Annotated in this window: 18 protein-coding genes; 11 read left to right on the plus strand and 7 right to left on the minus strand. The window is 64.7% G+C overall.

Features of this window, described 5'->3' with window-relative positions; translation table 11 throughout:
- The first annotated feature begins 2 nt into the window (after positions 1–2).
- Positions 3–743 (plus strand): DUF6065 family protein, encoded by a 741-nt coding sequence (locus tag ACT6Q8_RS16180; protein ID WP_444732996.1) that lies wholly within the window; start codon positions 3–5, stop codon positions 741–743.
- Between the two features lie 10 nt (positions 744–753).
- Here ACT6Q8_RS16180 and ACT6Q8_RS16185 read toward each other — a convergent pair whose 3' ends face one another.
- The gene (locus ACT6Q8_RS16185) at positions 754–1746 is read right to left on the minus strand and encodes an aldo/keto reductase (protein WP_444732997.1); all 993 of its coding nucleotides are present in this window, start codon (positions 1744–1746) and stop codon (positions 754–756) included.
- 100 nt (positions 1747–1846) lie between these two features.
- Here ACT6Q8_RS16185 and ACT6Q8_RS16190 point away from each other — a divergent pair, with 100 nt between their 5' ends.
- Positions 1847–2743, plus strand: a complete 897-nt coding sequence (locus ACT6Q8_RS16190; protein ID WP_444732998.1) for a LysR family transcriptional regulator — start codon at positions 1847–1849, stop codon at positions 2741–2743.
- Positions 2744–2913: 170 nt separating this feature from the next.
- Here ACT6Q8_RS16190 and ACT6Q8_RS16195 read toward each other — a convergent pair whose 3' ends face one another.
- Together ACT6Q8_RS16195 and ACT6Q8_RS16200 are read right to left on the minus strand one after the other, a co-directional pair.
- Positions 2914–3477 (minus strand): hypothetical protein, encoded by a 564-nt coding sequence (locus ACT6Q8_RS16195; protein WP_444732999.1) that lies wholly within the window; start codon positions 3475–3477, stop codon positions 2914–2916.
- A 211-nt stretch (positions 3478–3688) separates the two neighbouring features.
- Complete coding sequence (locus tag ACT6Q8_RS16200) at positions 3689–5035, minus strand: amidohydrolase family protein (RefSeq protein ID WP_444733000.1); 1347 nt, start codon at positions 5033–5035, stop codon at positions 3689–3691.
- Positions 5036–5074: 39 nt separating this feature from the next.
- On the opposite strand from ACT6Q8_RS16200, the gene ACT6Q8_RS16205 reads away from it, so the two are divergent.
- Positions 5075–5287: a hypothetical protein gene (locus tag ACT6Q8_RS16205; protein ID WP_444733001.1), complete on the plus strand. Its 213-nt coding sequence runs from the start codon at positions 5075–5077 to the stop codon at positions 5285–5287.
- Positions 5288–5289: 2 nt separating this feature from the next.
- On the opposite strand, the gene ACT6Q8_RS16210 is transcribed toward ACT6Q8_RS16205, so the two are convergent.
- Positions 5290–6786 carry an MFS transporter gene (locus ACT6Q8_RS16210; RefSeq protein ID WP_054169940.1) on the minus strand — a complete coding sequence of 499 codons (1497 nt, stop codon included), beginning with the start codon at positions 6784–6786 and terminating at the stop codon, positions 5290–5292.
- Between the two features lie 266 nt (positions 6787–7052).
- Between ACT6Q8_RS16210 and ACT6Q8_RS16215 the strand changes: the two genes are divergently transcribed.
- From ACT6Q8_RS16215 to ACT6Q8_RS16225, 3 genes are all read left to right on the plus strand, one after another.
- Positions 7053–8621, plus strand: coding sequence for a glycosyltransferase (locus tag ACT6Q8_RS16215; protein ID WP_054169941.1), 1569 nt, complete (start codon positions 7053–7055; stop codon positions 8619–8621).
- Between the two features lie 58 nt (positions 8622–8679).
- On the plus strand, positions 8680–9858 hold the full coding sequence (locus tag ACT6Q8_RS16220; RefSeq protein WP_444733002.1) for an FAD-dependent oxidoreductase: 1179 nt from the start codon (positions 8680–8682) through the stop codon (positions 9856–9858).
- Positions 9859–9940: 82 nt separating this feature from the next.
- On the plus strand, positions 9941–10642 hold the full coding sequence (locus ACT6Q8_RS16225) for a sulfite exporter TauE/SafE family protein (RefSeq protein ID WP_444733003.1): 702 nt from the start codon (positions 9941–9943) through the stop codon (positions 10640–10642).
- Here the strand turns inward: ACT6Q8_RS16225 and ACT6Q8_RS16230 are convergent.
- Positions 10583–11290, minus strand: a complete 708-nt coding sequence (locus tag ACT6Q8_RS16230) for a TetR/AcrR family transcriptional regulator (RefSeq protein WP_444733004.1) — start codon at positions 11288–11290, stop codon at positions 10583–10585. The genes ACT6Q8_RS16225 and ACT6Q8_RS16230 overlap by 60 nt on opposite strands.
- 122 nt (positions 11291–11412) lie before the next feature.
- On the opposite strand from ACT6Q8_RS16230, the gene ACT6Q8_RS16235 reads away from it, so the two are divergent.
- Entirely contained in the window at positions 11413–12522 is a 1110-nt protein-coding gene (locus ACT6Q8_RS16235) for an efflux RND transporter periplasmic adaptor subunit (protein ID WP_444733005.1), read from the plus strand.
- Entirely contained in the window at positions 12519–15608 is a 3090-nt protein-coding gene (locus ACT6Q8_RS16240; protein WP_444733006.1) for an efflux RND transporter permease subunit, read from the plus strand. Before ACT6Q8_RS16235 ends, ACT6Q8_RS16240 begins: the two co-directional genes overlap by 4 nt.
- Before the next feature lie 71 nt (positions 15609–15679).
- Here ACT6Q8_RS16240 and ACT6Q8_RS16245 read toward each other — a convergent pair whose 3' ends face one another.
- Both ACT6Q8_RS16245 and puuE read right to left on the minus strand, forming a co-directional pair.
- On the minus strand, positions 15680–16081 hold the full coding sequence (locus tag ACT6Q8_RS16245) for a hypothetical protein (protein WP_444733007.1): 402 nt from the start codon (positions 16079–16081) through the stop codon (positions 15680–15682).
- 17 nt (positions 16082–16098) lie between these two features.
- Complete coding sequence (gene puuE, locus ACT6Q8_RS16250; RefSeq protein WP_444733008.1) at positions 16099–17025, minus strand: allantoinase PuuE; 927 nt, start codon at positions 17023–17025, stop codon at positions 16099–16101.
- A 97-nt stretch (positions 17026–17122) separates the two neighbouring features.
- Between puuE and uraD the strand changes: the two genes are divergently transcribed.
- From uraD to uraH, 3 genes are read left to right on the plus strand one after another with little or no spacing between them, the layout of a single operon-like run.
- Positions 17123–17662, plus strand: a complete 540-nt coding sequence (uraD, locus tag ACT6Q8_RS16255; protein ID WP_444733009.1) for a 2-oxo-4-hydroxy-4-carboxy-5-ureidoimidazoline decarboxylase — start codon at positions 17123–17125, stop codon at positions 17660–17662.
- Complete coding sequence (locus ACT6Q8_RS16260; RefSeq protein WP_444733010.1) at positions 17659–19083, plus strand: NAD(P)-binding domain-containing protein; 1425 nt, start codon at positions 17659–17661, stop codon at positions 19081–19083. Before uraD ends, ACT6Q8_RS16260 begins: the two co-directional genes overlap by 4 nt.
- The gene (gene uraH, locus ACT6Q8_RS16265; RefSeq protein WP_054169948.1) at positions 19071–19424 is read left to right on the plus strand and encodes a hydroxyisourate hydrolase; all 354 of its coding nucleotides are present in this window, start codon (positions 19071–19073) and stop codon (positions 19422–19424) included. The genes ACT6Q8_RS16260 and uraH overlap by 13 nt, the downstream gene beginning before the upstream one ends.
- Positions 19425–19462: the final 38 nt, after the last annotated feature.

The raw sequence follows: 19462 nt of genomic DNA on the forward strand, positions 1-19462 counted from the left end.
CCATGAAGCTCACCTGCTTCGCCATGCACGGGGAACCGCCGCTGCTGCGCGCGGCCCCCGCCACCCGTGACTGGATGGATGGCACGCCGCAGGCCTATGCCTATCGCTGCCTGCCGCTGAATATCGCCAATGCCCATGGCTGGGAGATTCTGTGCCGTACCGGCTTTACCGCCCATTGGGATGGCGGCGCATCCAAGGATGCCATCGTGATCACGCCCGATCCCGGCACCGTGGCGCCGGCCATCAGCCATTTCGGCTCCGGCGTCCTGACCTTCCATATCGAGGCGGTTTTCCGTACCGAACCAGGATGGAGCCTCTATGCCCAGGGCCCCGTGAACGCGCCCAAGGACGGGGTCGCGCCTCTGACTGGCATTATCGAGACCGACTGGGCCCCCTACAGCTTCACCATGAACTGGAAATTCACCGCCCCCGGTCGCGTGGCCCGGTTCGATGCCGGTGAGGCTTTCTGCGCGATCTTTCCCATCCAGCGCCGCCTGCTGGAAAGCGTGGAACCGGAAATCCGTTCCCTGAAGGACGACCCCGAACTGGAACGCCGTTTCCAGGAATGGTCCACAGGCCGCCTGCGCTTCAACGCCGATCTGGCCCAGCCCGGATCGGCGGCCCAGGCCGAGAAATGGCAGAAAAGCTATTATCTCGGCCTCAACCCCGACGGCACCCCCGCCGACCCCGACCATTTGATCAAGCTGCGCCCGCCGGGGTTCGTGGATAAGCGCGGGACGTAGGGGCACCCCCTCACCGCTCACTATCCATATGCGCCAGCAACGCCGCTGGATACCGCTCCCCCGCCGCCGCATCCTTCGGCACCGCCGCCTCGATGGCCGCCAACTCCGCTGCCGACAGCACCAGACCTGCCGCGCCCAAGCTTTCGGTCAGCCGGTCCCGCCGCCGCGCCCCGACCACCGGCACGATATCAGCCCCGCGTGAGGCGACCCAGGCGATGGCCACCTGCGCCACGCTGGCCCCGATCCGGTCCGCCACACCGCGCAGCGCCTCGACCAGGGTCAGGTTATGATCCAGGTTCGGACCCTGGAAACGCGGGCTCATGGCGCGGAAGCCGGCATTGTTGGTATCCTTCGACCAATGGCCGCTGATCAGCCCGCGTGACAGCACGCCATAGGCCGTGATGCCGATGCCCAACTCGCGGCAGGTGGGCAGGATCGCGGCCTCGATCCCCCGGCTGATCAGGGAATATTCGATCTGCAGGTCACTGATCGGATGCACAGAGGCGGCGCGGCGGATCGTGTCCGCCCCCACCTCCGACAGGCCGATGTGGCGGACATACCCTTCCCGGACCAGATCGGCGATGGCGCCCACCGTCTCCTCGATCGGCACCTCGCTGTCCAGGCGCGAAGGACGGTAAATGTCGATATAGTCGGTGCCCAGTCGTTTCAGGCTGTAGGCCAAGAAATTGCGCACCGATTTCGCCCGCCCGTCATAGCCAAGGAAGGCCCCGTCCGGCCCGCGCACAGCCCCAAACTTCACCGACAGCACCACATCCTCACGCCGCCGTCCCTTCAACGCCTCGGCGATCAGCATCTCATTATGGCCCATGCCATAGAAATCGCCCGTATCCAGGACATTGATGCCGGCATCCAGTGCCGCATGGATGGTGGCGATGCTTTCGGCCCGGTCGGCGGGGCCATACATGTCGGACATGCCCATGCAGCCCAGGGCCAGGGGCGCGGTGGCAGGCCCATGGGCCCAGATAGTGCGGTGCGTCAGCATGATGCGGCTCCCTGTTCAGGTTTTGATGCCCTATCGTGCCATCGCCCCCACTGTGCGATAATCCATCCAAGTCAACATGACCCGTTCGGAAATCCGTACAATGCGACCCCACTCCCTTGCCGATCTCGATGCCTTCCTGTCGGTCGCCCGTCACCGCAGCTTCCGCCGTGCGGCCCGTGACCGGGGCGTGTCGGCCTCTACCTTGTCCCAGGCCGTGCGCGATCTGGAAGAAGCCATCGGCATCCGTTTGCTGCATCGCACAACGCGCAGCGTAACCCCGACGGAGGCGGGCCAGCGCCTGATCGACAGCCTGTCCCCGGCTATGGATGCCGTGACCCAGGCGCTGGACGGTTTGAACGATTATCGCGACAGCACGTTCGGCACCCTGCGCCTCAACGTGCCGTCCATCGTGGCGCGCACGGTCCTGCCCGATCTGCTGGCCCCGTTCCTGACGGCCCATCCCGGCATAAGGCTGGATGTGGAGGATAATAACGCCCTGGTCGATATCTTCGCTGCCGGCTTCGATGCCGGTGTGCGGTATGAGGAGGCGCTGGCCCAGGACATGGTGGCCCTCCCCATCGGCCCCCGCATGCAGCGCTACATCCTGGCCGCCGCGCCATCCCATATTGCGCAGCATGGAATGCCGCAACACCCGACGGACCTGCTGTCCCGCCCCTGCCTGCGCCACCGTTTCCACGATGCCGGCCCCCTGGCCTGGGAGTTTGAAAGGCGAGGGGAAGTGCTGAAACTGCACCCGGAGGGACCTCTGATCAGTTCCAACACGCCGCTCCTGCTGCGCGCCGCCCTGGATGGCCTGGGCTGGATCTACACGTTCGAGGATTTGCTGGCCGACCATTTTGCCGCCGGTACCTTGGTCCCCGCCCTGCCCGACTGGTCGCTGTCCTTCTCCGGTCCCTTCCTTTATTACAGTAGCCGCCGGCATGTACCGGGGCCACTCAGGGCGCTGGTGGGCTGGCTGCGCAGCCATGGATCCTGAACTTAGGCGCCACTTCACATTGACTGGAAACACCCCACACCGTCATCCTGGCGAAGGCCGGGACCCAGCGTGAGGCGCGGTCAGCGCCGATATCACTCTTGTTGCGGCGGCAGGTGCGTCTATCAACAGCCCCTTGAGATTGGCTAAACCGCAATCAATCTCCTCATTCCCTACGCCCCGTCAAACGCCGCCCGCAACACCCGGCTCTCCCGCCTGACCGCCTTCACCCGGCCCCACAGTATCCAGGCCCAGACCAGCGCCAGGAAAATGGACGGCCCGTCCCCGTCCATCACATCCAACCCCTTGACCCAGGTCAGCACATAAAGCGGCCCCGCCAGCGACAGGATCAGGACCAGCCGCAGCAGGCGCGGCGGCCAGGGCTGCTCCGGGGCAAGTGTCACCGCCCTCTCAAACGGCACACCCCGTGCACAGACCTCCGTCACAAAGAACAGCCGCAGCGCGGCACACCACAGGAACCCCGCAACCGCCAGGGCCAGCGCCAAAGGCCAGTCCCGCTCCGCAAGCAACAGCGACGCCAGCGTTAGCCCCAGCCCCGCCGCCATGGCCGCGACGCAGCCACCTTGCAGCCAGCCCATCCGATCACTCCGAATGCGGGCAATACGCGGCCTGATCCCCTGCGCCACCCGCTCCGCCGACAGGACAGGCGGTTCAAGCAGCGGCGTGACACGCTCATGCCAGTAAAGTTGGCCGTGATTATCCTGATAAAGCGGCATGCCCCGCGCCCACTGAAGTTTCAGCCGTCCCGATCCGTTGCCCCGTCGGCCCAGCCCATGATATAGGTTTATTATCCTGCAACCACCTAGGTCCGTTCACACCGAAAATCCAGGTTCCGTGCAACAGAGGTAAAAATCATGTTTCACACCGTTGCATATGCGCCGAAAATCCGGGGTGGCACCGCGCACCGCCCCGGATTTTCGTCCCACATCAGATCTTCGGCACGAACGTCACGGGCGCCCCGTCCTGCTTGTGCACCGTGCCCCGGCGCATGACGAACTGCACGCGGCTCAGTTCGGTCACATCCTCGATGGGGTTCTTGGCGACGGCGATGATGTCGGCATCCTTGCCGGCTTCCAGGGTGCCGATGCGGCTGCCCCGGTCCAGAAGGTCGGCGGCATTCACGGTGGCGGCCTTGATGGCGTCAGCAGCCGGCATGCCGGCATCGACCATCAGCTTGAACTCATAGGCGTTCTCGCCATGCTGCGACACGCCGCTATCGGTGCCGAAGGCGACCTTGACGCCGTTCTTCACGGCATTGCCGAAGCTGACCTTCATCCGCTCGCCCACATCCAGGGCCTTGGCGGCCTGGGCCGGGGTCAGGGTGGTGCTGTTCTTGGCCATGTTCACAACGGTATGACCGGCCAGCAATGTGGGCACCAGATAGGCGCCGGACTGCTTGAACAGCTTGATACTGTCAGCATCCATGAAGGACCCGTGCTCCACGCTGTCCACACCGCTGCGCAGGGCCAGGTTGACGCCGCCTGCCGCGTGGGCGTGGCTGGCGACCTTCTTGCCCATCATATGGGCGGTGTCGATGATGGCCTTGGCCTCATCCTCGAACATCTGCTGGCCGGTGCCCGCGGCGATGTTGGACAGCACGCCGCCTGTGGTGGCCAGCTTGATGACATCGGCGCCCTTGCGGATCTGCTCCCGCACGGCGCGGCGGCAATCATCGGCACCGTTGCAGATGCTTTCGGGCCGCAGGGCGTGGGTCACTTCCTCGCTGAAGCCGTTGACGTCGCCATGCCCGGCGGTGATGGAAATCATCATGCCGGCGGCCAGGATGGATGGCCCCGCGACCTCACCCTTATTGATGGCATCGCGCAGGGCAAAGCCGGTGCGGGCGGGGGAGCCTAAGTCACGAACCGTGGTAAAGCCGGCCATCAGGGTGCGGTTGGCATAGACGACACCGTCCAGCACCGTCTCCTCCGGATCATCCTGCACCTCGGCCAGTTGCGACCGGGCATTCAGTTCGCCTGTGATATGCACATGGCAATCAATCAGGCCGGGCAGGACAAAGGCATTTTTCAGGTCGATGGTCCGCGCATCGGCGGGCGCACCGGCGGAGGTGGCATCCATATAGCCGGCCTTGACCGCGCTGACCTTGCCGTCGGTGACGACCAGGGTCTGCTGGCTCAACGGCTTCTGCCCCGGCACGGCCAGCAGGGTACCGGCATGGATCAACACCGTTTCGGCCCCCGCCGCCCCGGTCAACAGCGCAACAGACGCCACGGCCCCTGCCAGACGGCGGCGCCAGATGGAATGCATGGACATGGATTGCCTCACCCGGTGTTGTTATCCGTTACGGATGGAATGACCGGGTTCAGCAACAAAGGCAAGTGGCTGATTTCGGGCGCGGATTTCGCCGCATCGCACCATGACTTGAACTGTTTTCGGTTGACCGGAAACAGTTCCGGCGGCGACTGCCGACGCGCCGCACATGCGGCCCAAGTCAAGCCGCCGGATGGCGGCGCTCGGCGCTTGAGGGAAAAGGGCAGTGTAACAGCCGTCAAAGACGGCTGTTGACCTTACACCTCGTCCTTCACGGCCAGCATCGACAGCGCCGCCAGGATCATCGACACCCCACCCAGAACTAGGGCCCAGATGGCCTCACCGCCGAACGCCGCGCGCAGCACGGCACCCAGGATGCTGGCGGCCAGGACCTGCGGCACCACGATGAAGATGTTGAAGATGCCCATATAGACACCCATCTTCGCCGCCGGCACCGCCGCCGACAGGATGGAATAGGGTGAGGAGAGGATCGACGACCAGGCAAAGCCCACCCCGATCATGGGCAGCCACAACAGGGCCGGGTCCTTGATGAACATGAAACTGATCAGGCCGACCCCACCCAGGCACAGGCTAAGCATATGCGCGCCCCGCCGCCCGATGCCCCGCGCAATCACGGGCAGAAGGAAGGCGGCGATGGCCGCCACGCCATTATAGACGGCGAACAGCAGACCGACCCAGTCGGCCCCGTCATTATAGGCCTGGGACGCCGTATCGCTGGTGCCATAATGAAAGCCGGTGACGGCAGAGGTGGTGTAGATCCACATGGCGAACAGCGCGAACCAGCTGAAGAACTGCACAACGGCCAGCCGGCGCATGACCGCCGGCATGGCGAACAGGTCCTCCATCACCTCGCTGAACCCGTTCTGGCCGTTCCCGGCGTTCTTCAGCGCAGCATGAACCAGCAGGCACAGGCCAAAACCGATCAGGCCGGCCCCAAGGATATAGACCTCTTTTTCCAGGCCCAGCAGGCCGACGCCCACCGTCACAACGGCACCGATAATGACCGACATCAGGCCCCAGCGGCGGAAATCGCCGGCAGGACGGTCAGGGCGCGTCGCGGCATCCACTCCGCGCTGCGCCAGCCGTGCAGCCTCGAACGCCGCCATCTGTTCGGGCGAATATTCCTTGGTGGTCAGCACCGTCCACATCACGGCGATGAAGATGGCGGCGGCCCCGACATAGAAGGCGATATGCACCGTCAACGGCACGACGCCCGGCGCCGCCGTATTATCCATGCCGAACCAGTGGGTCAGCATCCAGGGCAGGGCCGAGGCACCGACGGCCCCCACCCCGATGAAAAAGCTCTGCGCGGCAAACCCGCTCATCCGCTGCTCATCGGGCAGCAGATCGCCGACAAAGGCGCGGAACGGTTCCATGGTGATATTGATGCTGGCATCCAGGATCCACAGCATCGACGCTGCAAACCACAAAGCCGGCGATGACGGCATGATCAGCAGCGAAAGCGTGACCAGGACAGCGCCCACCAGGAAATAGGGCCGCCGCCGGCCCAACCGCCCCCAGGTCTTGTCGGACATATGCCCGACAATGGGCTGGACCAGCAGGCCGGTCAGCGGAGCCGCGACCCACAGGATCGCCAGCTCGTTGATATCCGCACCCAGCGTCTGGAAAATGCGGCTGGCATTGGCGTTTTGCAACCCGAACGCCACCTGGATACCCAGGAAGCCAATAGACATGTTCCAGATCTGGATCAGGCTCAGCCTGGGCTTCTGCATGGTCCCGTTTCCCCCCGAAGGATTATGTTTATTGACCGCGACCATGCGGGGGGTGTTTTCGCCCGTCAACGGGCACCCGGCTTGAATACGTAGTCAGTTGGCGCAGGGTACCGGGCGGCGGCGAAGGGGGCCATGGCGGGTGTTTCATTGCCCGTGACGCGATATTGGGACGTGTACAGGCTGCACCCATCCATCGACGACTGTTCCCGGTCAACATGGCGATATGCTAACCTTTTTATGCTGTTGCGTGGCTGGAGGTTTCTTCCTTGTCAACCTATGTCCAGGCCGGGGGCTCGGGGCGCAAGCCCACCTTGCTTCTGATCCGCTACCCGCTCACCGGCGGCCTGCTGCATCAATTGTGGGAAAAGCCCTACATCACCGCGTTCAGCCGCCGGTTCAATGTGGTTCTGGTGGAAGAAGACTGTGATCTGGCGGCATTGTGTGACCGGCACAGCCCCGACCTGATTGCCTATCGCGGTGCCTATTCGGCGCCGCACCACCGGATCGAGGTGTCGAACCCTCATGTAAACCGGCATATACCGCGTATTTCGCTATGCATGTGCGACAGCTTCTGCACCAGCCGCATTCCGCATTTCCGGGATATGGATGCGTGGGGTTGTGAGATCGTGATGGCCCATACCAGCATCACGGAACAGACACCGGAAGTGGCGCACCGGACCTTTGGCATGCCCCATGTCTTTGACGATGTGATGTGCATTGATCCGGGTGTGGAACGCGACATTCCCATCTGGCTGGTGGGTGCCATGTCGGCAGACCGGCCCTGGCGCGTTCGTGCGGCGACGGGCCTGTCCGCCCGGTTTCCCGATCTCGTGCAGACCAGCCCCCATCCCGGCTATGGGCGTGAGGTGACACAGGGTCTTGTGGGAGAGAACTTCTTCCGCACCATGGGGCGGGCCCGCATCTCCCTCACCGATGGCACGCTGTTCGATTACGTGGTGCGCAAGCATCTGGAAATCCCGGCCTGCGGCACGCTGCTGCTGACCCCGCCCATCCAGAATCTGGCGGATTACGGATTCCAGGACATGGTGAACTGTGTCATGGGGGAAGGCGATGATCTGACGGACAAGGTGGATCTGCTGCTGCGGGATGAGGCGCGCCTACGCACCATTACCGGGGCCGGCCACGATCTGGTCCATCGCCGCCACGCCGCCTCGAAAAGCGATTTTCTCTATGATTGGTTCCTGGCGCAGTCCCGGCTGCTGCCGGGACAAACCCTGGTCCAGCACGGGCTGTTCGGGCCTTATGAGGCGGTGTGGGACGGGCGGCAGGGCCTGATCTCCAGCTATCAATGGAAACCGGACCTGCTGACACTGACCACACGGGCAGCCGGGGAGGATTATGCCAGGGGTGACTATGCCGCCTGCATCAACCGGGCACAGAAGGCGTTGGAGATGCGGGTGGAACATGCGCCCGCGCGTTTCATGCTGAACCGTGCCCTGTTGCGGACAGGCCGGGCGGCGGAAGTGCTGCTGCCACAGCATGGCCTGTTCCAGTTCAATTTCTGCCGCACCTACTATCAGACACCGGAAGCCGACCCGGTGGAACTCGCCTGGTGGGTGCTGGCCCATATCTGCGGCAGGCAGATCGATGAAGCCGAGGGATTGCTGAACCTTTATGCCCATGTCCGCCATGCCGAACTGCGCCGGGTCCGCTGGCTGATCGACAGCCTGCGTGGACGGGCGGCGGCAGTGCCTGCCGAAAGGCGCGCCGATGACCGGCCCAGCGTCATGCACATGACCGCCGCCAGCTTCTCTGAATGGATGGCCGACATCATGCCGATGATCGCAATTCATTGGCAGGGCACACCCGCCTGAATTTTGCCCCCTTCACCATCCTATCCTGCCGGTGCATGCCAAATATCGGGGATTATGAATGACCACCCGCTCCTTCAACCGCCGCACCCTGATAATGGGGGGCGGCAGCACCTTGATGGCCGGCATGCTGGCCGGCTGCGCGACGGGGCCGGCCAAACTGGCGGTGGCTCCTGCGCCCAAGGGCCCGGTGCTGGCCTTGCCGCCCCTGCGGGCCAGCATTGACCGCATCACCCAGATCACCGTCTGCACCCGGCCCTTCCGGCCGCAGGGACCACGGATTGAGCGGGTGGCGTTCGGGGACAAGGCGCTGGTGCATCATTATGGCCATGGGGGTGCGGGCTGGTCGCTGTCCTGGGGGTCGGCGGCCATCGCCACCGATCTCGCCATGCAGACCGGCGCGCGCGATATCGCCGTCATCGGCTGCGGCGCTATCGGCCTGACCACGGCGTTGCAGCTGCAACGCGCCGGGGCGCGGGTCACCATCTATGCCCGGGACCTGCCGCCCGCCACGCGCTCCTCGCTCGCCACCGGCGTCTGGTCGCCGGAAAGCCGGCTTGCCCTGGAACAGCATGTGACCCCGGAATTCAAGGCGCAATGGGCCGGCATGGCACGGGCCAGCTTTGACCGGTACCAGACGCTGCTGGGCCTGCCCGGCACGCCCATCGAATGGATCGACACGCACAACCTGTTCACCAATGCCCCGCCCGTGCCCGATGACCGCCCGGCCTTCGCCCATGGCCTGACACGGGAGATGGCGCCCGAGCTGCGCGCACCCCGCATCACCTATGCCGCCGGCAACCACCCGTTCGGGGACCGGGAGGTGCTGACCACGTCCGGCCTGATGTTCAACATCGCCGCCTATTCCGACTATCTTCTGTCGGGCTTCCTGTCGCTGGGCGGCAGGATCGAGGTTCGGGATTTCCACAGCGCGGCGGAACTGTCGGCCCTGCCGCAGAAGACCCTGGTCAATTGCACCGGCTATGGCGCCAAGGCCCTGTTCGGCGACGACACGCTGGTGCCGGTGCGCGGACAGCTGGCCCGCATGATCCCCGACGGCGATATCCGCTACGGCCTCTATTTCAACCAGACCTCCTTCGTGCCGCGCCGCGACGGTTGGGTGTTCCAGGTGACGGGGGCGGATGAATATTACGGCTTCGGCATCGAAGACGCCGTGCCCGACCGAGCAGAAGCAGAACGCGCCGTCACCACCATCGCGGGTCTGTTTGCGGGTGTGTGATGTCCCCACCAAACAATTGATCCCCATCAACGACCCCGCCCCGCCGCCTATGCCATAACCACCCTGTACCAAGGGGAAAATCATGGATTTCATGGTCTGGTCGCTGGCGGCGGCGATGTTCACGACGGGGATGCTGGGCGGGCTGTCGCACTGCGTGGGCATGTGCGGGCCGTTCGTGCTGGCCCAGGTCGGGGCCTGCGCCAATCTGCCGGGTCCCGTCCTGTCACGGGCGCGCGGGTCGATGCTGCTACCCTATCATCTGGGCCGTATCACCACCTATGCCGCCCTGGGTGCCCTGGTGGCGGCGGGCGGCGGGGCGGTGACGCGGATGACGGGCGTGTCCTGGTTGCTTGCCTTCATCCTGTGTCTGGCGGCCTTGCTGTTCCTGCGCCAGGGGCTGGTCGGCCTGTTTCCTCGGCTGGCGGGCGGTACGGGCGGGGGGCTTGCCATCGGGCTGGGACAGCGTCTGACGGCCCCCTTACGCCCGCTTTTCGCGCGTCCCATCGGCTTGAACGGCTATCTGCTGGGCCTGACCCTGGGACTGCTGCCCTGCGGGCTGGTCTATGCCGGCCTCGCCTCCGCCATGGGCACGGGCGATCCGCTGGCGGGGTTGATCATGATGGCGGCCTTCGGGGCGGGCACGGTTCCGGCCCTGCTGGCCATCAGCCTGCTGGGCGGGGCCGCCGCCAACCGCTGGCGCAGCACTGCCGCCCGCGTGACACCCCTACTGATGCTGGTGAACGCCTTTCTGGTGGGGCGCATGGCCTGGCACATGCTCGGATGATGCGGCACCAACCGCAATGATCCGCATGAACAGGTCCACGACCTTCTGCACATGCCGTTCGATCTCCTCTGCCGCCGGGATGGGACGCATGCCCGTCACGGTGCGGTAGAAAAGATCGCTCTGGATCATCCCGCAGAAGGCATTGACCACAGAACCCACATCGGGGCACTGCACCACGCCGCGTTCATGCAACTCGCCCAGATACCTGATCATGGCTGCCTGCAACGGGTCCGGCCCGCAGCGGAAATAGATCTCAGGCAGGCGTGGGAACTTGATCCCCTCCCCCATCACCATCCGCCACAGCCCCTGCGCCTCCGGGTCCATCAGCACGCCCATCAGGCCGCGTGCAATGCGGGTCAGGGTTTCGCGCGGGCATTGGTCAGGCAGATGTGGGGCCGTCAGTGGCTCCATGATCTCCGCACAGCGCTGCGTCACCATGGCCTCGAACAACCCCTCCTTGCTGCCGAAAAGCTGGTAGAGTGTGGAGAGTGAGCCGCCCGACCGGCGCACGATGGCCGAAAGACTGGCCCGTTCGAAGCCCTGTTCGAAAAACACGGCGGCTGCGGCGTCGATCATGGCCTGACGGCGCGCTGCCATGCGGGGCGTATGGTCGGCGGCATCGATATCGGCTTCGTTTTCTATGCTCATGTCGCGATCATCGCATTCGGGGTGCCAGTCCTGCAACGGGGCGTGATGGCCGTCACTTGAAAACTGTAATGTACGTTACATTATCCTGCTCGATCATACAGGGTTCTTTTGGGGGTACTATCATGGTGGGGGTTCGGGGCACCGGTTTCATCCGGGGGCGGGGGGTGGTTCTGGCCGTCATCCTGCCATTGGTTCTGGCCGGTTGCGGGGCGAAGGAGGCTGAACAGGCCACGGTTCGCCCCGTGCGCGTGGCCCCGGTCAGCTTCAAGGACGCCGACGCTGCCCGTTCCTTCACGGGCACCATCGTCCCCCGGACGGAGGTGCAAGCCGGTTTCCGCGTCGGTGGCCGCATCGCGGCGCGTCTAGTGGAGGTGGGTGACCGGGTGAAGCCCGGCCAGGTTCTGGCCCGCCTGGACCCGACCGACCTGGAACTGTCGCTGAAGGCCGCCGAGGCGCGGCTGGCCCAGGCTGAGGCGCAGGCGGTGCAGACCGCTGCCGAGCTGAAGCGCTACACGCCACTGCTCTCCACCGGCGCCGTCTCCCAGGCGCAGTTCGACCGGGTGAAGGCAGCCGCCGATGCCGCCGCCGCACAGAAGCGGGAGGCCTCGTCGGCCCTGTCCATCTCCCGCAATCAGCGGGCCTATGGGTCCCTGACCCTGGATCAGGGCGGGGTGATCACCGCCGTCCTGGCCGATGCCGGACAGACGGTGGGCGATGGACAGACCGTCCTGCGCCTGGCCACCGACCTGGGCCGTGAAGTGGCCATTGATGTGGCGGAAGGCGACCTTGCCCGCCTGTCGGTGGGCGGTACCGCGACTGTGGCACTCTGGGCCGATGGCGATATCAGCCTGACCGGTACCATCCGCGAAATCACGCCGGTGGCCGACCCGGCCAGCCGCACCTTCCGCCTGCGCGTCACCCTGCCCGCCGATGCGCCGGATGCCGTGCGCCTGGGCATGACGGCTCGCGTCAGCTTCCCCGAGGCGGATGCCGCAGCCCTGGCCCTGCTCCCCTCCTCCGCCCTGTTCCATCAGGGCGACAAGCCCGCCGTCTGGGTGCTGGCCCCGTCCAAGGACCGGGTGCTGCTGCGCCCGGTGGAGGTTGCGGCCTACCGTCCCGATGGTGTGGCCGTGAAGGCCGGGGTGAAGGAGGGTGAGTTGGTGGTGACCGCCGGCGCCCACCGTCTGGATGCCAATCTGCCCGTGCGCGTCTGGGATGGGGGCCTGCCGTGAGCGGATTGAATCTTTCCGCCTGGGCCATCCGGCATCAGGCGCTTGTGCTGTTCATGATCATCATGTCTTTGGCTGTCGGCGCCTATTCCTTCGTGACCTTGGGCCGGGCCGAAGACCCGCAATTCGCCATCCGCACCATGGTGGTGACGGCGCAATGGCCGGGCGCCACCGCGCGCGAAATGCAGGAACAGGTCACCGACCGCATCGAACAGACCTTGCAGCAGGTGCCGAACTATCACTTCACCCGGTCCTATGCACGACCGGGCGAAACGGTGATCTTCATCAACCTGCATGATTACACCCGGTCCGACACCCTGCCCGATATCTGGTATCAGGTGCGCAAGCGGGTGGGCGACATGGCCCACACCCTGCCCGCCGGCGTGATCGGTCCACAGTTCAATGATGAATTCGGCGATACGTTCGGCATCATCTATGCCTTCACGGGCGACGGGTTCAGCCAGACCGAGATGCGTCAGGTGCTGTTGGCCGCCCGCCAACGTTTGTTGACCCTGCCGTCGATCGGCAAGGTCGACCTGCTGGGCGTGCAGGATGAGAAGATCTATGTGGAATTCGATACGGGCCGCCTCGCCTCCCTGGGCGTGACGGTACAGCAGATCGGGCAGGCGCTGGCGGCGCAGAACGCCGTCAGCCCGACCGGCCTGATTGATACCGGCACCGACCGTATCCGCGTGCGCGTCACCGGCGCCCTGACGACCGAGGAACAGGTGGCACAGGTGCCGATCCAGGCTGGCGGCCGCCTGCTGCGCCTGGGCGATATTGCCAGCATCCGCCGCACCAGCCAGGAGCCGCCCGAAACCCTGATGCGCCATAATGGCCAACCGGTCACGGGTCTGGCCATCGCTATGGCCGCCGGTGGTGATATCCTGAAGCTCGGCGACGCCGTCAAGGCGGAGATGAAAACCATCCAGGCCGCCTTGCCGCAGGGCATCGACATCGCGCTGGTCGCCGATCAGCCGACCGTGGTCCGCAGCTCCATCGATGAATTCGCCAGCGCCCTGGCCGAGGCGTTGGCCATCGTGCTGGTCGTCACCTTCCTGTCGCTGGGCGTGCGCACCGGCATCGTGGTGGCGCTGTCGGTGCCGCTGGTGCTGGCCGTCACCTTCGGCGTGATGAAGATGGCGGGCATCGATCTGCACAAGATCTCCATCGGCGCCCTGATCATCGCGCTGGGCCTGCTGGTCGATGATGCCATCATCGCGGTGGAGATGATGATGGTGAAGCTGGAACAGGGCTGGGACCGGGCCAAGGCCGCCGCCTTCGCCTGGACCTCCACAGCCTTCCCCATGCTGTCGGGCACGCTGGTGACGGCGGCGGGTTTCGTGCCCGTCGGCTTTGCCCATTCGGCGGCGGGTGAATATACGGGCGCCATCTTCTGGGTGGTGGCCACGGCCCTGCTGGTCTCCTGGCTGGTGGCGGTGATCTTCACGCCCTATCTGGGCTACAAGATGCTGCCGCAGAACCTGGAAGGCGCGCATAGCGAGGATCATAACGCCGCGTATCAGAAGCCGCTCTACCGACGCCTGCGGGCCAGCCTGGTCTGGACCGTGCGCCACCGCTTCATCGTGATCGCGGCCACGGTCGGGACCTTTGTCCTGTCCATCGCCGGCTTCGGCTTTGTGCAGCAGCAATTCTTCCCCAATTCCGCCCGCCTGGAACTGGTGGTCGATCTGGAACTGCCCGAAGGCACCTCCATCAATGTCACCCAGGCGCGCGTGAAGGAGTTGGAGGCGGTATTTGCCAAGGATGACGGCATTGCCAGCTACAGCGCCTTTGTCGGCAATGGTGCGCCGCGCTTCTATCTGCCCCTGAACCAGGAGCTGAAACGCCCCAACTTCGCGCAGTTCATTGTGGTGACCACGTCCCTGGAACGGACTGTGGAGATGGCCCGCACCCTGCCCCATGATCTGGAAACCCGCTTCCCCGACGTGCGTACCCGCGTGGCGCGGCTGGAAAACGGCCCGCCCGTGGGCTATCCGGTGCAGTTCCGCATCATGGGCCGCGACCCGGAAATGCTGCGCAGCATTGCCAGCGACCTGCGCGACCTGATGCGCGCCAACCCACACACCGTCGATGTCAATCTCGACTGGACGGAAAAGCTGAAATCGGTACGCTTGGTGGTGGATCAGGACCGGGCCCGCGCCCTGGGCGTCACCAGCCAGGATCTGTCCCTGGCCTTGCAGACGGTGATGACCGGCTACACCGCCACGCAGTACCGCGAAGGCATCGAACTGATCGACGTGGTGCTTCGCGCCGGTCAGGATGAACGCGTGGCGTCCGACCGTCTGGCCGAACTGCGCCTGCGCGGCCCCAATGGCCCGGTACCGCTGTCACAGGTGGCGCGTCTGGAATATGGGCTGGAGGAAGCGATCCTCTGGACCCGGTCGCGCGACCTGACCCTGACCGTCCGCGCCGACCTGAAGGGCAATATCCAGGCCCCGACCGTCATGGCGCAGATAGAGGCCGTCATGGGTCCGCTGCGCGCCAAGCTGCCCACCGGCTACCGGATTGAGGTGGGGGGCGCCGTGGAGGAAAGCGCCAAGGGTCAGGCCTCCATCATGGCGGTCGTGCCCGTCATGCTCGTCCTGATGCTCACGGTGCTGATGGTACAGCTGCAAAGCTTCCAGCGGGTGATCCTGGTCTTCCTGACGGCCCCGCTGGGCCTGATCGGGGTGACCATCGCGCTGCTGCTGTTCAATCAACCGTTTGGCTTTGTGGCGCAGTTGGGCGTGATCGCGCTGGCCGGCATGATCATGCGCAACTCGGTGATCCTGGTCGATCAGATCGAACAGGATATCGCCGCCGGTCATGGCCGTTTTGACGCCATCGTCGATGCGACCGTGCGCCGCGCCCGGCCCATCGCGCTCACCGCCGCCGCCGCCGTGCTGGCCATGATCCCGCTGTCGCGCTCCAGCTTCTGGGGACCCATGGCCATCTCCATCATGGGCGGCCTGATCGTGGCCACCGCGCTCACGATCTATAGTCTGCCCGCCATGTACGCCGCCTGGTTCCGCGTCCGCGCAGATGAGACGGGTCCGACATCGCCGGGCGGCTGGGGTGGGGAGTGAGGAACCGCCGGAGGAGATCTCCCCTGCGAGAATCCTTTTCCTGCCTCCCCGGCGAAGGCCGGGGAGGCAATTTACTTACCTTCAAACACATGCACCGCCCGCGTACCGGCCCAGGCCAGGATCGTCAGCCCCCCGCAAACTGGGCCGACGAACAACGGGCCCCCAACTGAAAAATGAGGAAAAAGCCAGATCAGCGGTAAACTGACCAGAAACCCAGTTGCCGCTCCCACGGCAATATGGCCCCAAAAATTGTCAATCCATGTCCATCGCCGGGACGCAGCCCGCAGCAGGAAATGACCGATTGCCAGGGCAGATGTGCTGATGAGCAGGCAATAGCCAACTGTCGATGCCAGCATAAAGTACACTACCCCGAGCAGGTCGTCCTCGGGTTCCATGAGACCCAGCGCCACAAGCATAAAGATGCCAAACATCGGCACGCCGATGACGCTGCCTGCCGTCAGAGCAATCAGCAACCGTCGCCAAGGCATCCTCACCCAAGCCACGCATGCACCGCCCGCCAGTGCCGCGCAATATCCACACGCCGGGCCACCCAGACCTTGTCGTGCGCCATGACATGATCCAGGAATTTCTCCAACCCGCGCACCCGCCCCGGCCTTCCGATCAGGCGCGTATGCAGCCCGACCGACATCATCTTCGGCGCCGTCTCCCCCTCCGCATACAGCGCGTCAAAGGCGTCGCGGGCATAAATGAAGAAATCATCCCCCTGGTTGAAGCCCTGGGCCGTGCCGAACTTCATGTCATTGACGTCCAGCGTGTAGGGGATGACCAGATGCGGCTCCCCCTGCCCCGCATAGGTGCCGGGCGGCAGCCAATAGGGCAAATCGTCATTATAGGCATCCGCGTCATAGAGGAACCCGCCCTCCTCCACCACCAGCCGCCTTGTGTTCGGCCCCAGCCGGCCCGTGTACCATCCCAAGGGCCGTTCCCCCGTCAGATCGCGGATCGTGTCGATGGCAAGCTTCATATGCTCCCGCTCCACCTCCTCCGGTACATTCTGGTAATCGATCCAGCGCCAGCCGTGCGAGGCGATCTCATGCCCGGCCTCCACCATGGCGCGGGCGGCATCGGGATGGCGGGCCAGCGCCATGGCGACGGCGTAGCAGGTAATCTTGATCCCATAGCGCTCAAACAGCCGCATCAGCCGCCAGAACCCGGCCCGGCTGCCATATTCGTAAACGGACTCCACCGACAGGTTGCGCTGCCCTGCCAGGGGTTGCGTCCCCACCACCTCCTGCAAATAGGCCTCGGACTGCCCATCGCCATGCAGCAGGCAATTCTCCCCGCCCTCCTCATAATTCATCACGATCTGCACCGCGATGCGGGCATCGCCCGGCCAGCGTGGATGCGGCGGATGGGCGCCATAGCCGACAAGGTCACGGGGGTACGGGACGGTCATGCGCGAAACACTCCTGATCCGGGACCGGGGTAAAGCTTAGCCATGATGTCATTGATCGTTTCGCTTGCGCACAAAAAAATCCATGGCACGATGGGACATGGCCGATGACACCGCACCCGTCCCCGCCCGTCCCACGCCCGCCCTGCTGAACAGCTTGGCCCACGCCGACTTTGTGCATCTGTTGAGCGGGATTTGGGAGGACAGCCCCTGGGTGGCGGAGGCGGCGTATGAGGCACGGCCCTTCGCCGATATTGTTGCACTGCACAACGCTATGATCCGCGCCGTGCGTGATGCTGGGCAGGCAGCGCAGCTATCCCTGTTGCGCGCCCATCCCGATCTGGCGGGGAAACTGGCACGCGGCGGCGGCCTGACGGCGCACAGCACCGCCGAACAGGCGGGTTTGGGCTTGGATCGGTTGAGCGATGAAGAGTTCGACTGGTTCGACCGGCATAACAGCGCCTATCGCGACCGTTTCGGCTTTCCCTTCATCATCGCAGTGAAGGAAAATACCAGGGACAGCATCAAGGCTGCCTTGGCAACCCGGCTGGACAATGATCCCTCCGTGGAAATGAAAACAGCATTGGGAGAAGTCGCCAAAATTGCCAAATTCCGCCTGGAGGGGCTTTTTGGGACATGAGTGATGATGGTTTGGCAGCGCTCGCTGCCCAGGTCGCGCGTGACCTGACCCTGCTGGATTATCCCGCCCGCCCCTGGGTGCCGGCGCGCACCCATGCTGACGGCCATGTCTATGATGTGGTGATTGTCGGCGGCGGTCAGGCGGGGCTGGCCACCGCCTTTGGCCTGATGCGGGAAAAGGTCGGCAATGTCCTAGTGATCGACCGCAACAAGGCGGGGCAGGAAGGGCCGTGGGTGACCTTTGCCCGCATGATCACGCTGCGCACGCCCAAACACCTGACCGGTCCCGACCTGGGTGTACCGTCCCTGACCCCGCGCGCCTGGTATGAGGCGCGGTTTGGTGTGGATGCCTGGGCCAGTCTGGGCAAACTGCCGAAGGAGGTTTGGCAGGAATATCTGTCCTGGTATCGCCAGACCCTGAACATCCCCGTGCGCAACGAATATGACCTGACGCGGGTGGAGCCGGAGGATGACACCGGCATCCTGCGCCTGTCCGTCGACACACCCGATGGCGAAAAACTGCTGCTGACCCGCAAGCTGGTGCTGGCCACCGGCATTGACGGGGCCGGTCGCTGGCATGTGCCGGATTTCATCCGCGGCGTCGTGCCCGAAAGCCGGTACGCCCACACATCCGAATTTATCGACTTCACCCAGTTACAGGGTAAACGCATCGGCGTGCTGGGTGCCGGTGCGTCCGCCTTCGACAATGCCGGCACGGCGCTGGAGGCGGGCGTCGCCTCGGTCGATCTCTGCCTGCGCCGGCCCGACCTGCCGCGTGTGAACCCCTATCGCTGGATGGAGTTCTCGGGCTTCCTGGGCCATTTCGCCGCCATGGGCGATCTCAACCGCTGGCGCTACATGCGCCATATCTTCGACCTGAACCAGCCGCCGCCCCAGGACACGTTCCACCGCTGCGCCATGCATCCCAACTTCGCCTTCCACACATCCTGCCCGTGGGAATGGCTGCGGATGGAAGGCGACGAGATCCATGTCGGCACGCCCAAGGGCGTGATGATCTTCGACTTTCTGGTGGTGGGCACCGGCTTCATCGTGGAGGCGGCATTCCGGCCAGAGGTGGCAGCCTTCGCCAAGGATATTGCCACCTGGGCCGACCGTTTCACCCCGCCAAGGGGGGAGGGCAACCCGCTGCTGATCCGCTACCCCTATCTGGGTGATGCGTTCCAGTTTACCGAGCGTGTACCCGGCTGCGCCCCGCATCTGGCCAACATCCACAATTTCACCTTCGGCGCCACCCTTTCCATGGGCCTGTCCGGCGCCTCGATCAGCGGCATGAAGTACGGGGTGCAGCGGCTGGTGCAGGGCATCATCCGCGACCTCTGGCTGGCTGATCAGGATCATTTCCTGGCCGACCTGAAAGCCTACGACCAACCCGAACTGGTAAGCACGACATGGCCCGCCTGAGCACGCATGTCCTGGACACATCCACGGGCCGACCCGCCGCCGGGTTGCGGCTGGAGCTGTTCTTTCTGGCGGACGGCCAGCGCACCCTGATCAGGACGGAATGGACCAACCAGGACGGCCGCACCGACAGCCCCCTGCTGTCGGGCGACACCATCCCCGTTGGCCAATATGAGCTTCTGTTCCAGGCCGGTGACTATTTCCGCGGCCTGGGCGTGACGCTGACCGACCCGCCCTTCCTGGATGAAATCCCGCTGCGCTTTGCCATCGCCGAAGCCGACGGCCACTACCACGTCCCCCTGCTGCTCAGCCCATGGAGCTATTCGACTTACAGGGGGAGTTGAGGGAAGGGGCAGAAGCGGCTATCATCTGGTCAGCTGAC

The sequence above is a fragment of the Niveispirillum sp. genome (genome assembly GCF_052437035.1).
Lineage (GTDB): Bacteria > Pseudomonadota > Alphaproteobacteria > Azospirillales > Azospirillaceae > Niveispirillum.